Raw genomic sequence first — 16,016 nt, forward strand, 5'->3', positions numbered from 1 at the left:
GTGCCTGCTGGCTCACAAGTAGACGGCGGGCGGGTCGGCGGTCGATGATGTGCCCATGGTCCTGGAGCACACCGAGTCCGCCGACGACACCGACACGGAAGCCGTGGCCGAGGCGCCCTACACGGTGACCGCGCCGGTGCCGTATGCGCCGGGCGGGGGGCCGCTGCGCAACCCGTTCCCGCCGATCGCGGACTACGCGTTCCTGTCCGATTGTGAGAACAGCTGTCTGGTCTCCTCGGCCGGGTCGGTCGAGTGGATGTGTGTTCCGCGGCCGGACTCACCGAGTGTGTTCGGGGCGATCCTGGACCGCGGCGCGGGCCACTTCCGGTTGGGCCCCTACGGGGTGACGGTTCCGTCGGCGCGGCGCTACCTGCCGGGCAGCCTGATCCTGGAGACGACCTGGCAGACCCACACGGGTTGGGTCATCGTGCGCGACGCGCTGGTGATGGGACCCTGGCATGACCTGGACACCCGCTCGCGCACGCACCGTCGCACGCCGATGGACTGGGACGCCGAACACATCCTGCTGCGCACGGTGCGCTGCGTGAGTGGTGTGGTCGAACTGGTGATGAGCTGCGAGCCGTCCTTTGACTACCACCGCGAGCCCGCCACCTGGGAGTACTCGGCGGCCGCCTATGGCGAGGCCATCGCGCGGGCCAGCAAGAACCCCGAGGCCCACCCCACCCTGCGGCTCACCACGAATCTGCGAATCGGCCTGGAGGGCCACGAGGCGCGGGCGCGGACGCGGCTCAACGAGGGCGACAACGTGTTCGTGGCGCTCAGTTGGTCCAAGCACCCGGCCCCGCAGACGTTCGAAGAGGCCTCCGACAAGATGTGGAAGACCAGCGAGTCGTGGCGGCAGTGGATCAACATCGGTGACTTCCCCGACCACCCGTGGCGCTCCTATCTGCAGCGCAGCGCGCTCACGCTCAAGGGGTTGACCTACTCCCCCACCGGCGCGCTGCTGGCAGCCTGTACCACGTCGCTACCGGAAACGCCTCAGGGCGAACGCAACTGGGATTATCGCTACTCCTGGATTCGGGACTCCACGTTCGCACTGTGGGGTCTGTACACGCTGGGCCTGGATCGTGAGGCCGATGACTTCTTCGCGTTCATCGCCGATGTGTCCGGTGCCAACAACGGGCAACGCCACCCACTTCAGGTGATGTATGGCGTTGGCGGCGAACGCACGCTGGTCGAGGAGGAGCTGAACCACCTCTCGGGCTATGACAATTCGCGGCCCGTCCGCATCGGCAACGGTGCGTTCGACCAGATGCAGCACGACATCTGGGGCACCATGCTCGACTCGGTGTATCTGCACGCCAAGTCCCGTGAGCAGATTCCGGAGATGTTGTGGCCGGTGCTCAAGGAGCAGGTCGAGGAGGCCGTCAAGCACTGGCGCGAACCAGACCGTGGCATCTGGGAGGTCCGCGGCGAGCCGCAGCACTTCACCTCGAGCAAGATCATGTGCTGGGTGGCGCTGGACCGCGGCTCCAAACTGGCCGAGCTGCAGGGCGAGAAGAGCTACGCGCAGCAGTGGCGGGCGATCGCCGAGGAGATCAAGGCCGACATCCTGGCCCATGGTGTCGATTCGCGCGGCGTACTGACCCAGCGTTACGGCGACCCCGCACTGGACGCCTCGCTGCTGCTGGCACCGCTGGTGCGGTTCCTGCCGTCCGACGACCCCCGAGTGCGCGCGACGGTGCTGGCCATCGCCGACGAACTCACCGAGGACGGCCTGGTGCTGCGCTACCGCGTCGAGGAGACCGACGACGGGCTGTCCGGCGAGGAGGGCACCTTCACCATCTGCTCGTTCTGGCTGGTGTCGGCGCTGGTCGAGATCGGCGAGTTCAGCCGGGCCAAGCACCTGTGCGAGCGACTGCTGTCATTCGCCAGCCCGCTGCACCTGTACGCCGAGGAGATCGAGCCCCGCACGGGCCGCCACCTCGGCAACTTCCCGCAGGCATTCACGCACCTGGCGCTGATCAACGCCGTGGTGCACGTCATCCGCGCCGAGGAGGAGGCGGACAGCACCGGCGTGTTCCAACCGGCCAACGCGCCGACCTAACAGCGGGTCCTGACGTCAGGATCACGCTGCACCGATATCTTGTCGCGGCCACCCCGAGCACGGACCATGTTGCCGGTGAGCATCCATCTGCACTGGTATCTGCCCACCAACGGCGACAGCCGGGAGATTCTCGGATCGGGTGACGACTCGCATCTGGCCGTTGGCCCGTCAGCGAGCCGAATCCGCCAGCCGACGATCGCCTACCTCGGCGAAATCGCCCGCACCGCGGAGCTTCTCGGATTCGAGTCGGTGCTCACACCAACCGGGACGTGGTGCGAGGACGCATGGGTCACCACCGCGGCGCTGACCCAGGTCACCTCCCGGTTGAAGTTCCTGGTGGCGTTCCGGCCGGGCTTCATCTCCCCCACGCTCGCGGCGCACCAGGCCGCGACGTTCCAGCGCATCTCCGGTGGCCGGCTGCTGCTCAACATCGTCACCGGTGGCGACCCCGTCGAGCAGGCCCGGTACGGCGATCACCTGGGTCACGACGAACGATACCGGCGCACCGGGGAGTTCCTTCGGGTGCTGCGCGGCGTCTCGACGCTGCCCCGCGGCGAGACCTTCGACCTCGACGGTGAGCACTACCAGATTTCCGGTGCCCGAATCGATTTCGGCGACTGGGATCCTCCGCAGATCTTCTTCGGCGGTGCGTCCAGCGCCGCCGAGGACGTCGCGGCGCGCTATGTCGACACCTATCTGTCGTGGGGCGAGACGCCAACACAGATCGCCGAGCGGCTCGACCGGTTGCGTGTCCGTGCCGCCGAGCAGGGCCGCTCGTTGCAGTTCGGCATTCGGCTGCACGTGATCAGCCGCGACACGTCGGCCGACGCGTGGGCGCACGCCGAACGCCTGCTGTCGGCCATCAGCGATGAACGGATCGCGGCAGCGCAACAGGTCCTGGCCCGCTCGGAGTCCGTGGGCCAGCGCAGGATGACCGCACTGCACGAGGGGCGAACCGCGAATCTCGAGATCTCGCCGAACCTCTGGGCGGGCTACGGCCTTGTGCGCGGTGGCGCCGGCACGGCGCTGGTCGGCAGCCACACGGAGGTCGCCGACCGCATCGCGGAGTACCACGCGCTGGGCATCGACCACTTCGTCCTGTCGGGACAACCGCATGTCGAGGAGGCGTACTGGTTCGCCGAGGGCGCGGGCGCGGTGCTGCGCGCCCGCGGCCTGGTGTGAGGCCTCAGGTATCCACTCTGCGAACGTGAGTGTTCGCAGGAGTGAGTTCGACGCCGTCCTCGTTGACCACGCGAAGTGTGGGCACAGCACCTCCGCCGGTGTCGTCGACCAGCGTCGAGTGTCGCTCGCCAGCCGAGAAGGCGTTGCGTTCACCCCATTGACGAAGGCTCACGATCACCGTGAACAGGTCGCGGCCGCCACTGGTGAGCACGTACTCCTTGCGGGTTCCCTGCTCGTTTGACTGAGTCTCGAGAATCCCCTGTTCGACCAGGACGCGCAGCCGGTCACTGAGGATGTTCTTGGCGATACCGAGACTGCGCTGAAGCTGACTGAACCGGCGAGCACCGTCAATGGCGTCGCGCACGATCAGCAGCGACCACCGATCGCCGACGAGGTCGAGTGCTCTCGCGACGGGGCAGTGCTCGTCGGTCCATCGATCGTTGTCAGTCATGAACCCTCCACGATGGTTGCAAAATGCAACCGTATTGATCTACCTTCACATGGTTGCAATAGAAAACCATACGGAGGTTGGCGTGGTCGAGGAAGAGCATGGCGCCGCAGCGACGCCGAGGACGGGCATATCGGCATCCCTGCGAATCCTGTTGGCGGTGTTGTGCGGAGCCGCCGTTGCCAACATCTACTACGCCCAGCCGCTTCTCGAACGAATCGGCGCCGACCTGTCGATTCCACGCGGCAACCTCGGTGTGATCATCGCGATCGCCCAACTCGGCTACCTGGTGGGTTTGATAGCGCTGGTTCCACTCGGCGATCTGGTGAACCGCAGAAGGCTGATCGCCATCCAGATCGGCGCCACCGCCGCGGGGACGACGCTGGTCGCCTTCTCCACCACGAGCGTGCAGCTCCTGGTGGGAATGGCTGTGGCAGGACTGTTCTCGGTGGTGGTGCAAGTGGTGGTGGCCTACGCGGCGGCGGTCAGCGCACCTGCCGAGCGCGGTATGAACATCGGTGTCGTCACGAGTGGGGTGGTCATTGGCATTGTCCTGGCGCGTACCGCGTCCGGCGTCATCGCGGATCTCGTGGGCTGGCGTGCCGTTTACGCGGGGTCGGCCCTGATCTCCGTGCTGCTTGCGGGTATCGCGCTGGCTCGGCTACCTCGTGACAAACGGGTGCCGCCCGAGCGCACATATGCCCGGTCAGTTGTCTCGGTGATCACCCTGACGGCGACCGATCGAGTGTTCCGCACCCGGGCCGTGATAGCCCTGTTCCTGTTCGCATCCTTTGGGGTGCTGTGGAGCGGGATGGCGCTGCCGCTCAGCGCAGACCCGTGGCACCTGTCGACCACACAGATCGGGCTGTTCGGGATCGCGGGTCTGATTGGCGCCCTCGGCGCCACCCGCGCCGGACGATGGGCCGATCGGGGGAAACAGCAGCGTGTCACCGCGATAGGGCTGATCGTCCTCATGATCTCCTGGGTGTTCAGTGCGCAGGCGCCCCACTCCCTGGTTCTGTTCGTGATCGGCGTCATCGCACTCGATTTCGCCGTTCAGGCCGTACATGTCACGAGCCAGAACCAGATCGTCGCGCACGCACCGGAATCCGCAGGCAGCATCGTCGGCAGCTACATGGTCTTCTACTCGCTCGGCAGCGCCGTCGGAGCAATCAGCAGCGCCGCGGTCTTTGAATCCGCGGGGTGGGGTGCGGTGTGCGTCCTTGGCGGTGCCTACGCTGCTGTCGCCTTCTGCATCTGGGTGGTCGACCTACGCGGACTCAGTTACCCTGCCCGCCGCGACCGCCTGCAACCAGACTCGACACCGGTGTCCTGCCGTTGACGAGCCAGTCCCCCAGGATCCGGGCCTTGTAGACCCGCGGATTGTGCGACGCCAGGGTCCTGGCGTTACGCCAGTGCCTGTCGAGCCCGTTGACCTCCGACACCCCCGATGCGCCAAGGGCATCGAAGATCTCGGTGGTGGACTTCAGCGCAGCGGCGATGATCACCAGCTGCGCCTGCGACACCGCAACCTCGGCGTCGATCAAGAGCTGCTCGACGCGGGATTCGCGGGCCTGCACGCGGGCGGCGACGATATCGTCCAGCGTGCTGCTACCTCTGCTCAGTGCGGCGTCCGCTGCGAACACATCGGCCGACACCTGACCGATGACCTGAAGTAGCTGTGCGTCATCGGAGGGAACCTCGGTGAGTCCCTGTGGATAGTTGCGCGCCCGCGCCCTCAACTGGGCTGTGCCGTCACGCAACGCCGCACGCGTGATGCCGGTCAACACCGACAGCATCGCAGTCTGATAGAAGTGCGCCTGGTAGACGAACCGGTCTCCGGCGGGGAAGACGTCACCCTCCTCCGCGCGGACCTGGTTGTAGCGGGCTGATCCACTGGCCGTGGTGCGCTGGCCGAATCCTCGCCAGTCATCGACCAGTTCGACTCCCGGATCATCGGCCCGTACCAGCGCCGTGAGCAGTGCCCCGTCGCCATCCTTACCCAGAACGTCGAGCCAGTCCGCGTAGAGGCTGCCGGTTGCATAGTATTTCGCGCCGGTGACTTCCCAGTGGTCGCCACGCTGCGTCACGGTCGAGGCGATGTTGGCCAGCGTGACGTTGTTCGCCTCGGTCCATCCGCCACCCACGAACGCACCGGAGAGGAATCGCTTCAGCCAGGTGTCGGCGCCGGCCGATCGCGGCGCGTTGAGCCGGTCCTCGACGAATGCGAGATGGTTTCGGAAGATGTGCGCGACGTTCGGGTCGGCGGTAGCCAGATCCGCCAACAGCTCGAACGTCTGCCGCAACGAGGCTCCGAAACCACCGTCCTCCTTGGGGATTCGCAGCGTGCCGAAACCCTCGTCCCGCAACCAGCGCACCTGCTCGTGCGGGAACGTCCGGTCACGCTCTCGCTCGGTATTGCCCTCGGCGATGAACTCGAACACGGGCCCGAACCTCGACCACAGCTCGCCGTCCGATGCGCTGGGGTGGCGCAGGTAGGTCTCGTTGTCACTCATGGGCGTTCGGCTCCCTCACGGCATCGATACGGTATGCATACTGGTTCTCCACGGCGACGTATCCGAGTCGCCGGTACAGCAAGTGGGCATTGCTCTGGTTGTTGATGTCGGTGCCCAGCGAGGCGACCGGCACGCCGCGCCGCAGCGCGGCGAGCCAGACCTTGCGCAGCAGAAGTTCACCGATCCCCCGCTTACGCTGATCGCTGCGGACTCCGATGTAGTCGGTGTGGGCACTGCGCTCCTCGCCCGGCGCCGCCCCCGCGGTGAACGTCGAGCCAAGCACGTAGCCCACGACATCACCGGAGATGTCGACCGCTGCGACGCTGAAGTCAGGTGTGAACGACCGGCTGTGCAGGTGATGCGCGAACGCCGCCGGGGTCTTCGACATGTTGCCGAAGTGTTCGAGGAACGTGTCGTACTGCAGGCGGCGCACCTGCTCACCCAGGCCGCGGTCGACGACCTCCGGCCAGCTCAGCACCGTCAGTCCCGGCACCTCGAACCCTGCCAGTCCGTCGACGTCCTCCCCCGCCAGCGGCTTGCGGGTCCTGATGAACTCCCCCTCCCGCCAGGCGCCGCGCGCGACGAGCGCATCCAGCGCCGCAGCCTGGTCTGTGCCGATGAAGACGCGCAGATACGCCCCCGCGACACCCCTCGCCTCGCGGTGAAACCGAGCCACAGTCGCGCCGACGATCTCGTCGATGAGGACATGTCGCGCATCGGGGCCGAACACGAACTCGCCCGAGATCTCCGCGAGGTCTACACCGTGTGGCGGTCGCAGCAGCGCGTAACCCCGCACCCGGCCCGCCTCGTCACGCAACACCGTCGCGCCGTCGGGATAGACGCCGTCAAGCTGCTCGGCGACATCGCGGGAGTCAGCGGAGAACTTGCGTCCGCCCAACCCGCTGGTGGTGGCCAGAAAGTCGGCGATCAGGGGATAGTCGACGGCGGATGCCGTTGACCGCGACCAGCTTCCGACGCCGCGAAGGTCGGTCAGTGTCATGGCGCGACCGGCTCCCGCTCGCGCGACGATTCGGGATCGCCGTCCTCGGCCCGGTCCTCATCCGCGAGGACCTCTTCGGCCGGGTCCTCCTCGGCGAGGACCTTCAGGATCCCTGCGTCGACGAGCCTCTGCTGCTCCTCCTCCGACAGCGTCTGGATCGTTCCGATCCGCTCGGCCACTTCGGGTTTCGCCCAGCGCAGATAGGCGTACCAGAGCAGTCCGGCGAGCAGGATGCCGCCGTAGATGAACGGCAGGATGTTGAACGGGAACTCGGGCACCGGATAGAAGTTGCTGAAGATGACGTAGCCCAGCCCGATGGCCGCCGCCACCGAGACCGCGAGCCGCACCGGCGTGAGCGCCTTGATCTTGGCCAGCCAGACCGGCGTCGCGATGACGACCAGTAGATAGCTGATCAGAAAGCCCCACGTGGCGACATAACCGCCGTACACGTCGAACACCAGCCGTCCCACCGAGCTGAACGTCGCGACCACCGAGAAGATGAGCGACACGGCACCGACGAAGACGATACCCACCCAGGGCGTGCGGTGCCGCTCGTGCACCTTGGTGAAGGCGGCGGGCAGGGCACCCTCGTGGGCGAGCGTGAACAACGACCGGGCCGCTGCGGTGGTGACGGCGGTGACGAACACGATGAACGCGATCGCGACAGCCGCGCTGACGACATAGTTGATCCAGCTCACCCCGACGGCCTCGGCCAGTTGCGGCAGAACCGCCTTATCGCCGTCGATGTCATCGAAGAACAGGATCTGCGGGTAGGTGGCGACGATGTAGAGCACACCGAGCAGGAGCACCACCCGCAGCAGCGAACGCGAGATGTTTCGGTGTGCGTCCTTGGCCTCGGCGCCCAGCGAGGCGACGCTCTCGAAGCCGGCGTAGGAACCCACCGCGGTGACGGCGGCGATGAACGTGGCACTGGATCCCAGATGGGCGGGATTCCACTGCTCCCAGTCGATTCGGACGCCGTAGGCCACGTAGGAGCCGACGATGATCACCAGGATGGACGCGATCGCGATGAGTTCGAAGGCCAGTTCGTACTTCGCCGCGAGCGACACCCCGCGGTAGGGCAGGTACACCGCGGCGGCCACCACGACGGCCACCAACAGCAACTTGAACCAGGTCGCTTCCGAACCGATGCCGATGGCCTCCAGGAACGAGTCCAGGTAGAGCACACCGCCGAGCGTGCCGGTGGTGGCGAAGCCGACGTAGCCGATAAGCAGGCTGAAGCCTGCGGCGTAGGCGAATCCGGGTCCGAGACCGTTGCCGGTATAGGTGCCCAGCGAGCCCGAGGACACCGTGCGCTTGGCCTGGAAGCTGATGGTGGTGGCGATGAGAACGACGATCGCCAGGCCCACCAGCACAGCCCACGCCGCACCCTTGCCCGCCGCCACGAACAACGAGAAGGGCACTACCGCGACCGCCACGCTGGGGGCGGCCGCTGCCAGACCCTGGGCGAACACACCCCAGGGCCCGAGTGCCTCCCGTTCCAGTCCCGTGTCATGGGCCGAGGTCAACCTCTTGCCCGACAGGCTCACCCCTGGATTCGCCGAGTTCGACACGATTACCGCCTTCCGCACGTGCGTTATCGCCAGGCGCGCAATGCATTGCCATAGCTGTGATTAACGCTGAAATGATCTTGTGGACACACTGCCGCAACAGCCGCGGTGGCGGCAGTCATCGGATCGCGCAGATTCTTACCTGCGGTACGCGACGGCCGGGTGATCGCGCGGGAGCCGCGCCGAGCCGGAGCCGAACAGCCGCTGCCGCAACGTCGTCGGGTCGCCCTGCTCCGCAGCGCGGCCACGGCGCCTCAGCTCGGGGATGACGTGCTCGGCGACATCCCGGAAGCTGCCCGGCGTGACGTGGTAGGCGATGTTGAAACCGTCCACGCCGGAGCGCTCGGCATAGGCCTCCAGATCGTCCGCGACGGTGGATCCCGACCCGACGAACAACTCGCCGCCGAATCCCCCGAGACCTCCGACGTAGTCGCGCAACGTCAACCGCTCCGAGGTGGCCACCGCCGCGAGAATGGAACGGCTGGCGTCGGTGTCGAACTGCTCGATCGGCCGATCCACCCCGTAGGTCGACCAGTCGACACCACTGAGCGCCGACAGCAGCACCAGGCCACCCTCGAGGTCGTGGTAAGTGGCCAGCTCGTCGGCCTTGGCACGAGCTGCCGAATCAGTGCTGTCCGTGACGATCTCGACCGAGGTGATGAACCTGATCGAGTCGGGGTCACGCCCATGGCCCACCGCGCGGCGCCGGACGTCATCGATGTTGGCCCGCAGCACGCCTGGGCGCGGATCGCTGGCGAAGACGAGTTCGGCGTTGCGGGCGGCGAACTCGCGGCCCGCGGCCGACGTGCCGGCCTGGAACAGCACCGGGGTCCGCTGCGGCGAGGGTTCCACCAAATGGGCTCCCGGCACGGTGAAGTAACGTCCGCTGTGCTCGATCGGGTGAACCTTCTGCGGATCGGTGTACACCCCGCGGTCGCGGTCCCGGACCACCGCATCGTCCTCCCAGGAGCCCTCCCACAGCTTGTAGGCGACGTCGAGGAACTCACCTGCCATCGCATAGCGCTCGTCGTGCGGAATCTGGCGGTCCGTGCCGATGATGTTGCGCGCCGCACTGTCCAACAACGACGTGACGACGTTCCAACCGATCCGGCCGCCCGTCAGGTGATCCAGGGTGCTGAACTTACGGGCCAGCAGATACGGGCTCTCATAGGTCGTCGACACGGTGATCCCGAACCCGATCCGCTCGGTGACGGCGGCCATCGCGGACACCGCCAGTAGCGGATCGGTCACGGGTGTCTGCACACCGCGTGCGAGTGCCGCCGACGCGTCGCCACCGAAGACGTCGAGCTGGCCGACCGCATCGGCGACGAACAGGACGTCGAACCCGCCGTCCTCGAGCAGCTTTGCGAGTTCGGTCCAGTACCGCAGGTCGGTGTACCGCGAGGTGTGATCCTCGGGGTGTCGCCACATTCCGAAGTTGCCGTGCGAGGCCGTCGACATCGTGAACGCCGACAACGCGAACGGCCTGCCCACCCGCGTCATGCCGGCACGCCGAACCGCGCAGGCACCTCGAGGCCCAGATGGCTGCGCAACGTGGCACCGGCGTACTCGTGCCGGAACAGACCACGCTTGCGCAGCACCGGCACCACCTGGTCGACGAAGAGATCCAGCTGTCCGGGCAGACCCGAATCGCTGAGCACGAAGCCGTCGGAGGCCCCGGTGTGGAACCACTCCTCGATCTCGTCGGCGATCCGTTCGGGGGTACCGATCACCTGCGCACCCCAGCCGTTGACGGTGCGGTACAGGAACTCCCGCACCGTGGTGGCTTCGGCTGCCAACGCCCGATAGCCGGCCAGGGCGGTCTGGTGCGTCTGGGTGGTGGCGGGGAACGCCGAGGAGGGCACCGGACCGTCGAGGTCCGCACCGGTGACGTCGACGTCGACCTCGAGCAGCCAGCCCGCCTGGTACTCGGGGCTGAAGTGCTCGTAGGCGCTGCGTTCAGCACGCGCGGCCTCGTCCTCTGTCGAACCGACGATGAACCGCAGCGACGGTGTGATCAGCGGTGGTGTCCTCCGACCGACGGCCAGCGCCTCGGCGTGGATCTGCCGGTAGAAGTCGGCTGCCCGCGCCCGGTTGCCCTGCCCGGTGAAGATCACCTCGGCGTGCCGTGCGGCGAACGCACTTCCCGCGCTCGAGCTGCCCGCCTGAAAGATCACCGGCCTGCCCTGCGGGGAACGCGCGGCACCGATCGGCCCCTTGACGTCGAAGTAGCGCCCATGGTGTTCGGTGACGTGAATCTTGCTGACGTCGTTGAAGACTCCCGCCTGACGGTCGGCGACGATGGTGTCCTCGCCCCAGCCGTCCCACAGGTTGGTGACGACGTCGATGGCCTCCTCGGCGACGCGGTATCGCTCGTCATGGTCGACCACTCCGCGGGCGCTGAAGTTGTCGGCGGCCGCGGCGGCGAAGCTGGTCACCAGATTCCAGCCGGTTCGCCCCCCGCTGAGATGATCGAGTGAGAGGAACTGGCGGGCCAGGTGGAATGGGTGCGCGAGGGTCGCCGAACCGGTCAGCACGAGGCCGATGTGTTCGGTGACCGACGACAGCGCGGCCGCCGTGGTGAGCGGTTCGAAGTCCTCGGTGGTCTTGTACGCCCAGGTGGCAGGTGGGCCGAAGTTCAGCCCGTCGGCGAAGAACAGCGCGTCCAGTCCCCCGCGCTCAGCGGTGCGGGCCCGTTCGATCAACGCGCGTCGTACGCCCGCGGTGGTGTGGTCGATATCGGGATGCCGCCAGGGCCCTGCCGAGCGGATGTTGCCGAACAGCAGCAGATGCAGTTGACGGGTCACGGGTGAACGACTCCTTGCGACATACCTTGTGGCGTTGGGATTCTCGACGGTAACGATGGCGCGAGCCTCCGTCGCCGGTAAAGCGCGGCGCGAGCCGAACACGATCCCCGCAGGATCGACGTGATCTAAACCGTTGCGATGCCCCGCCCACTCCGTCACTATCCGCGCATGACCGCCCCCGAACCCAACGTCACCGATACCACCGCAGGACTGGCACAGATCGCAGGAAGGCTCGATGCCCTCGCAGAGCGGCTGGGGGTGAAGTCAGTGCTGGTGATGCGCTCCGATCCAGACGCGATGGTCGTGGCGGCCACGGCCGGCGAGGCGACCAAGCACTACACCGTGGGCGCCGCGGGCCTCAAGGCCCGCGGGGACGCCGACCGGGTGCCGCTGTACTGCGAACGCATCGTGGACACCGATGCTCCTTTGTTCGTGCGGGATTCGAGGGAGGATGTCACCTTCGCCGGCAACGAGGACGAGGTCGAATTCGGCCTGAGCAACTACCTCGGTGTCGCGGTCCACGATGAATCGGGCGCGGTGCTCGGCACGGTGTGCGTACTCGACGACGGCCCGCGCGACTACACCGATGAGCAAAGGGCCGAACTCGAGAGCCTGCGCGACGACGTGGAACAGATCGTGCGACGCGACAGCGGTGCACTGGGCTAAGCCGAACGCCGCACCGCCGGACGCCTACGGCGAGGCGGAGACCCCACCGGCCCGCGGCCCCGAATCTGGGTCGCCGACGGGCTGCGGAGAGAACAGGATTCCCCCGATGACGATGGCCGAGGCACCCAGTGCCAACGGAATCCACGGCCGGACTAGACGCAGCATGGGGGCTCCTTCGACGGCAAGCACCCACGACGCTAGGCCGCGGCGTGCCCAACCTGCTGAACGCCGGTCCGACGCCCCCGCTCACCGGCGGGCGAGGACGCCGTGCAGGCGCCGCCGAATCAGTTGCCGAACAGCTCATTCCGTGGCCGACGTACCAATCGTCGGGCGGGCATGGGTGTTCGAATCAGGCTGGTCACAACTAGCAGATCGGACCTAGCGCTTGGCCGCCTTCGCCAGCATCTTCTCGGCGATGTCGACGGCCTGATCCTCGATACCGAAGGCACACGCCCACGTCTCGACGCTCAGGTTCGACACCACCGACAGGGCGTGCTGGCACTGCCAGTCGTCGAAGTCCTCCTGCACGGTGACCTGAGCGATCACGTCATCGCGGGTATCGAGGTCCTCGACGTGCCAGATGTAGGTGGACTCGTAGTCGTCCACCGAGACCGAGAAGCCAGCGCAGTGACCCCACGCCGCAGCGGAGTCGTCGAAGAACTCGCGGGCCTGGCGTTCGGACGGAAACAACACTGCGGTCTGCTCGACCCAGTGCTGTCTGTCGTTCTCCTCGTCGCCGACGACCTGATCGCGGACCGCCGTCCAGCCGGTGCCCTCGTACACGGCTTCCTCGGCGCCGAAGAGCGCGCCAAGGCAATCCGGATCCGACACCGAGTCGGAGTTGTCGGACATCTCCCCGGTCTCGAGGATGACCTCCAGATTGCGCGCGCCGACGATGTCCTCGATCTCGTCGACGGTCAACATGATTCGGTCGATATCGGACTCCTTGAGGGACCCGATGTTCGCCGGCGCGGACGCCGGGTCGCGTACCGCGGACCCCGTCACCGTGTTCGTACACGCCGTGAGAAGACAGGCGGCGGCCAGCACGACGAGTAGTCGAGCGGTCGGCCCAGTGCCAGCAGTACTCACCGCGTCATTGTGACGGACGCAGCGGCCCTCCGCCGCGTTCTGACAACGTCCACTTCTTGGGTCTACTTCTTCGGCTTGTCGCTCGCCGCATCAGAGGAGAGCGCGGCGACGAAGGCCTCCTGCGGGACTTCGACCCGTCCGATTGTCTTCATTCGCTTCTTACCCTCCTTCTGCTTCTCCAGCAGCTTGCGCTTACGGGTGATGTCACCGCCGTAGCACTTGGACAGCACGTCCTTGCGGATGGCCCGGATGTTTTCGCGCGCAATGATTCTCGACCCGATCGCGGCCTGAATCGGGACCTCGAACTGCTGGCGCGGGATGAGTTCCTTGAGCTTGGTGGTCATCTTGTTGCCGTAGGCGGCGGCGGAGTCCTTGTGCACGATTGCGCTGAACGCATCCACCGCCTCACCCTGCAGGAGGATGTCGACCTTGACCAGGTCGGCCTCCTGCTCGCCGGCCTCCTCGTAATCGAGGCTGGCGTAGCCGCGCGTGCGCGACTTGAGCGAGTCGAAGAAGTCGAAGATGATCTCGCCCAACGGCATCGTGTACCGCAGTTCGACGCGCTCGGGTGAGAGGTAGTCCATACCGCCCAGCTCGCCGCGACGCTGCTGGCACAGCTCCATGATCGTGCCGATGAACTCGCTGGGCGCGATGACGGTTGTCTTCACCACTGGTTCGTAGACGGCGCCCACCTTGCCCTCGGGCCACAGCGACGGATTCGTCACGACGAGTTCGCTGCCGTCGTCCTTGACCACCCGGTACACCACGTTCGGTGACGTGGAGATGAGGTCGAGGTCGAACTCGCGCTCGAGGCGCTCACGGGTGATCTCCATGTGCAGCAGACCGAGGAAGCCGCAGCGGAATCCGAAGCCGAGCGCCACCGAGGTCTCCGGCTCCCACACCAGCGCCGCGTCGTTGAGCTGCAGCCGCTCCAGCGCGTCCCGCAGGTTCGGGTAGTCGGAGCCGTCGACCGGGTAGAGGCCCGAGTAGACCATCGGCTTGGGTTCGCGGTATCCGGTCAGCGCCTCGGTGGCACCGTTGCGGGCCGACGTCACGGTGTCACCGACCTTGGACTGCCGAACGTCCTTCACACCGGTGATGAGGTAGCCCACCTCGCCGACGCCCAGTCCCCCGGTGGCCTTCGGCTCGGGCGAGACGATGCCGACTTCCAGCAGCTCGTGCGTCGTCCCGGTGGACATCATCTTGATCTTCTCGCGCGGGCTGAGCTTGCCGTCCACCACGCGGACGTAGGTCACCACGCCGCGGTAGATGTCATAGACCGAGTCGAAGATCATGGCTCTGGCGGGCGCATCCGCGTCACCCACCGGAGCGGGGACCAGGCGGACCACCTCGTCGAGCAGCTCGGTGACACCCTCGCCGGTCTTGCCCGAGACCCGCAGCACGTCGCTGGGTTCGCAGCCGATGATGTGGGCAATCTCGCCCGCGTAGCGGTCGGGGTCGGCGGCGGGCAGGTCGATCTTGTTGAGCACCGGGATGATCGTCAGCCCGCGGTCCAGTGCCAGGTACAGGTTGGCCAGTGTCTGCGCCTCGATGCCCTGCGCCGCGTCGACCAGGAGCACCGCCCCCTCGCAGGCCTCGAGCGCGCGGGACACCTCGTAGGTGAAGTCGACGTGCCCGGGGGTGTCGATCAGGTGCAGGACGAACTGCTCACCGTTCACTTCCCAGGGCAGGCGCACGTTCTGCGCCTTGATGGTGATGCCGCGCTCGCGCTCGATGTCCATTCGGTCCAGGTACTGGGCCCGCATGTCACGGTCGGCGACGACGCCGGTGATGCCCAGCATCCGGTCGGCCAACGTCGACTTGCCGTGGTCGATGTGGGCGATGATGCAGAAGTTCCGTATCTGCGCCGGTGCAGTGAACGTCTTGTCGGCGAAACTGCTGATGGGAATCTCCTGATAGAACGGGGCTAAGCCCTGGGTGAGGCTCTACCAGGGTATCGAGCCACACCCGCGACGGCACAATCGCGCACACCAATCGTCACCAGAACAACTCCCCGGATCCTCACCTATGCTCGTTTCCATGGCGTCGCAGTGGAAGACGTTTCAGCGGATTCTGAAGAGCACCGAGAACCTGGTGTTCCGCGAGACCCCCAAGCTCATCCGCCAACTACCCGTGCCCGAATCGGTGCAGCGCAGCCTCCAGCAGGGCATCAAGATCGGCATCGATGCAGGTCTGGCGGCGCTGAACGCGACCACCAGCCCGCCGCCGGAGGCGATCACCGCCGGCCGCCCGGTCACGCAGAACGGCGTCCCGACCGCCCACCGGGCGCGGCGCGTGGTCTACGCCCCCGACCTCGACGGCCGCGCCGACCCTGGCGAGATCGTGTGGACCTGGGTGGTCTACGAGGATGACCCGACGCGCGGCAAGGACCGGCCGGTTCTCGTGGTCGGCCGCGACCAGCGCACGCTGCTCGGGCTGATGCTGTCGAGCCAGGACCGGCACGTCGTCGACCACCAGTGGGTTGCGATCGGCAGCGGCGGCTGGGACTACGAGGGTCGCCCCAGCTTCGTTCGGCTGGACCGCGTGCTCGACGTGCCCGAGGAGGGAATCCGCCGCGAGGGCGCCGTCCTGGAACGCGAGCGTTTCGAAGTGGTCGCTGCCCGCCTGCGCGCCGAGTACTCCTGGAGCTGACGTCGGCGGATCTGCGT

The 16,016-nt window shown here is 66.8% G+C and carries 14 protein-coding genes; 5 read left to right on the plus strand and 9 right to left on the minus strand.

Annotated elements, in window-relative coordinates; translation table 11 throughout:
* Positions 1-55: 55 nt before the first annotated feature.
* Positions 56-2,068, plus strand: a complete 2,013-nt coding sequence (locus ACZY0X_RS27415; RefSeq protein WP_463774909.1) for a glycoside hydrolase family 15 protein — start codon at positions 56-58, stop codon at positions 2,066-2,068.
* Positions 2,069-2,143: 75 nt separating this feature from the next.
* A complete protein-coding gene (locus ACZY0X_RS27420; protein ID WP_463774911.1) occupies positions 2,144-3,250 on the plus strand; it encodes an LLM class flavin-dependent oxidoreductase in 1,107 nt (368 codons plus the stop codon).
* A gap of 4 nt (positions 3,251-3,254) precedes the next feature.
* Here ACZY0X_RS27420 and ACZY0X_RS27425 read toward each other — a convergent pair whose 3' ends face one another.
* Positions 3,255-3,701, minus strand: a complete 447-nt coding sequence (locus ACZY0X_RS27425; protein WP_463774912.1) for a winged helix-turn-helix transcriptional regulator — start codon at positions 3,699-3,701, stop codon at positions 3,255-3,257.
* Positions 3,702-3,783: 82 nt separating this feature from the next.
* On the opposite strand from ACZY0X_RS27425, the gene ACZY0X_RS27430 reads away from it, so the two are divergent.
* On the plus strand, positions 3,784-5,040 hold the full coding sequence (locus ACZY0X_RS27430) for an MFS transporter (RefSeq protein ID WP_463774914.1): 1,257 nt from the start codon (positions 3,784-3,786) through the stop codon (positions 5,038-5,040).
* On the opposite strand, the gene ACZY0X_RS27435 is transcribed toward ACZY0X_RS27430, so the two are convergent.
* The 5 genes from ACZY0X_RS27435 to ACZY0X_RS27455 all read right to left on the minus strand — a co-directional run bounded on the left by ACZY0X_RS27435 (position 4,979) and on the right by ACZY0X_RS27455 (position 11,592).
* Complete coding sequence (locus ACZY0X_RS27435; protein WP_463774915.1) at positions 4,979-6,214, minus strand: acyl-CoA dehydrogenase family protein; 1,236 nt, start codon at positions 6,212-6,214, stop codon at positions 4,979-4,981. The two genes, ACZY0X_RS27430 and ACZY0X_RS27435, sit on opposite strands and share 62 nt — an antisense overlap.
* Positions 6,207-7,214 carry a GNAT family N-acetyltransferase gene (locus ACZY0X_RS27440; protein ID WP_463774917.1) on the minus strand — a complete coding sequence of 336 codons (1,008 nt, stop codon included), beginning with the start codon at positions 7,212-7,214 and terminating at the stop codon, positions 6,207-6,209. The genes ACZY0X_RS27435 and ACZY0X_RS27440 overlap by 8 nt, the downstream gene beginning before the upstream one ends.
* Positions 7,211-8,788: an APC family permease gene (locus ACZY0X_RS27445; RefSeq protein WP_463774918.1), complete on the minus strand. Its 1,578-nt coding sequence runs from the start codon at positions 8,786-8,788 to the stop codon at positions 7,211-7,213. Before ACZY0X_RS27445 ends, ACZY0X_RS27440 begins: the two co-directional genes overlap by 4 nt.
* 135 nt (positions 8,789-8,923) lie before the next feature.
* Positions 8,924-10,288: an LLM class flavin-dependent oxidoreductase gene (locus tag ACZY0X_RS27450; RefSeq protein WP_463774920.1), complete on the minus strand. Its 1,365-nt coding sequence runs from the start codon at positions 10,286-10,288 to the stop codon at positions 8,924-8,926.
* A complete protein-coding gene (locus ACZY0X_RS27455; protein WP_463774921.1) occupies positions 10,285-11,592 on the minus strand; it encodes an NtaA/DmoA family FMN-dependent monooxygenase in 1,308 nt (435 codons plus the stop codon). Before ACZY0X_RS27455 ends, ACZY0X_RS27450 begins: the two co-directional genes overlap by 4 nt.
* Positions 11,593-11,760: 168 nt before the next feature.
* Here ACZY0X_RS27455 and ACZY0X_RS27460 point away from each other — a divergent pair, with 168 nt between their 5' ends.
* Entirely contained in the window at positions 11,761-12,258 is a 498-nt protein-coding gene (locus ACZY0X_RS27460; RefSeq protein ID WP_463774923.1) for a GAF domain-containing protein, read from the plus strand.
* 24 nt (positions 12,259-12,282) lie between these two features.
* On the opposite strand, the gene ACZY0X_RS27465 is transcribed toward ACZY0X_RS27460, so the two are convergent.
* The 3 genes from ACZY0X_RS27465 to lepA all read right to left on the minus strand — a co-directional run bounded on the left by ACZY0X_RS27465 (position 12,283) and on the right by lepA (position 15,257).
* Positions 12,283-12,423: a hypothetical protein gene (locus ACZY0X_RS27465; RefSeq protein WP_463774925.1), complete on the minus strand. Its 141-nt coding sequence runs from the start codon at positions 12,421-12,423 to the stop codon at positions 12,283-12,285.
* A gap of 213 nt (positions 12,424-12,636) precedes the next feature.
* Positions 12,637-13,347 carry a sensor domain-containing protein gene (locus ACZY0X_RS27470; protein WP_463774926.1) on the minus strand — a complete coding sequence of 237 codons (711 nt, stop codon included), beginning with the start codon at positions 13,345-13,347 and terminating at the stop codon, positions 12,637-12,639.
* 62 nt (positions 13,348-13,409) lie between these two features.
* Positions 13,410-15,257 carry a translation elongation factor 4 gene (lepA, locus tag ACZY0X_RS27475; RefSeq protein ID WP_463775063.1) on the minus strand — a complete coding sequence of 616 codons (1,848 nt, stop codon included), beginning with the start codon at positions 15,255-15,257 and terminating at the stop codon, positions 13,410-13,412.
* Between the two features lie 130 nt (positions 15,258-15,387).
* Between lepA and ACZY0X_RS27480 the strand changes: the two genes are divergently transcribed.
* On the plus strand, positions 15,388-15,999 hold the full coding sequence (locus tag ACZY0X_RS27480) for a type II toxin-antitoxin system PemK/MazF family toxin (protein ID WP_463774928.1): 612 nt from the start codon (positions 15,388-15,390) through the stop codon (positions 15,997-15,999).
* Positions 16,000-16,016: the final 17 nt, after the last annotated feature.

Source organism: Mycobacterium sp. IDUB_39 (assembly GCF_055419205.1).

Coding starts and splice junctions, on each gene's coding strand:
- ACZY0X_RS27465 (WP_463774925.1), bottom strand. CDS start 12,423: ATGCTGCGTCTAGTCCGGCCGTGGATTCCGTTGGCACTGGGTGCCTCG.
- ACZY0X_RS27435 (WP_463774915.1), bottom strand. CDS start 6,214: ATGAGTGACAACGAGACCTACCTGCGCCACCCCAGCGCATCGGACGGC.
- ACZY0X_RS27415 (WP_463774909.1), top strand. CDS start 56: ATGGTCCTGGAGCACACCGAGTCCGCCGACGACACCGACACGGAAGCC.
- ACZY0X_RS27460 (WP_463774923.1), top strand. CDS start 11,761: ATGACCGCCCCCGAACCCAACGTCACCGATACCACCGCAGGACTGGCA.
- ACZY0X_RS27425 (WP_463774912.1), bottom strand. CDS start 3,701: ATGACTGACAACGATCGATGGACCGACGAGCACTGCCCCGTCGCGAGA.
- ACZY0X_RS27450 (WP_463774920.1), bottom strand. CDS start 10,288: ATGACGCGGGTGGGCAGGCCGTTCGCGTTGTCGGCGTTCACGATGTCG.
- ACZY0X_RS27480 (WP_463774928.1), top strand. CDS start 15,388: ATGGCGTCGCAGTGGAAGACGTTTCAGCGGATTCTGAAGAGCACCGAG.
- ACZY0X_RS27440 (WP_463774917.1), bottom strand. CDS start 7,214: ATGACACTGACCGACCTTCGCGGCGTCGGAAGCTGGTCGCGGTCAACG.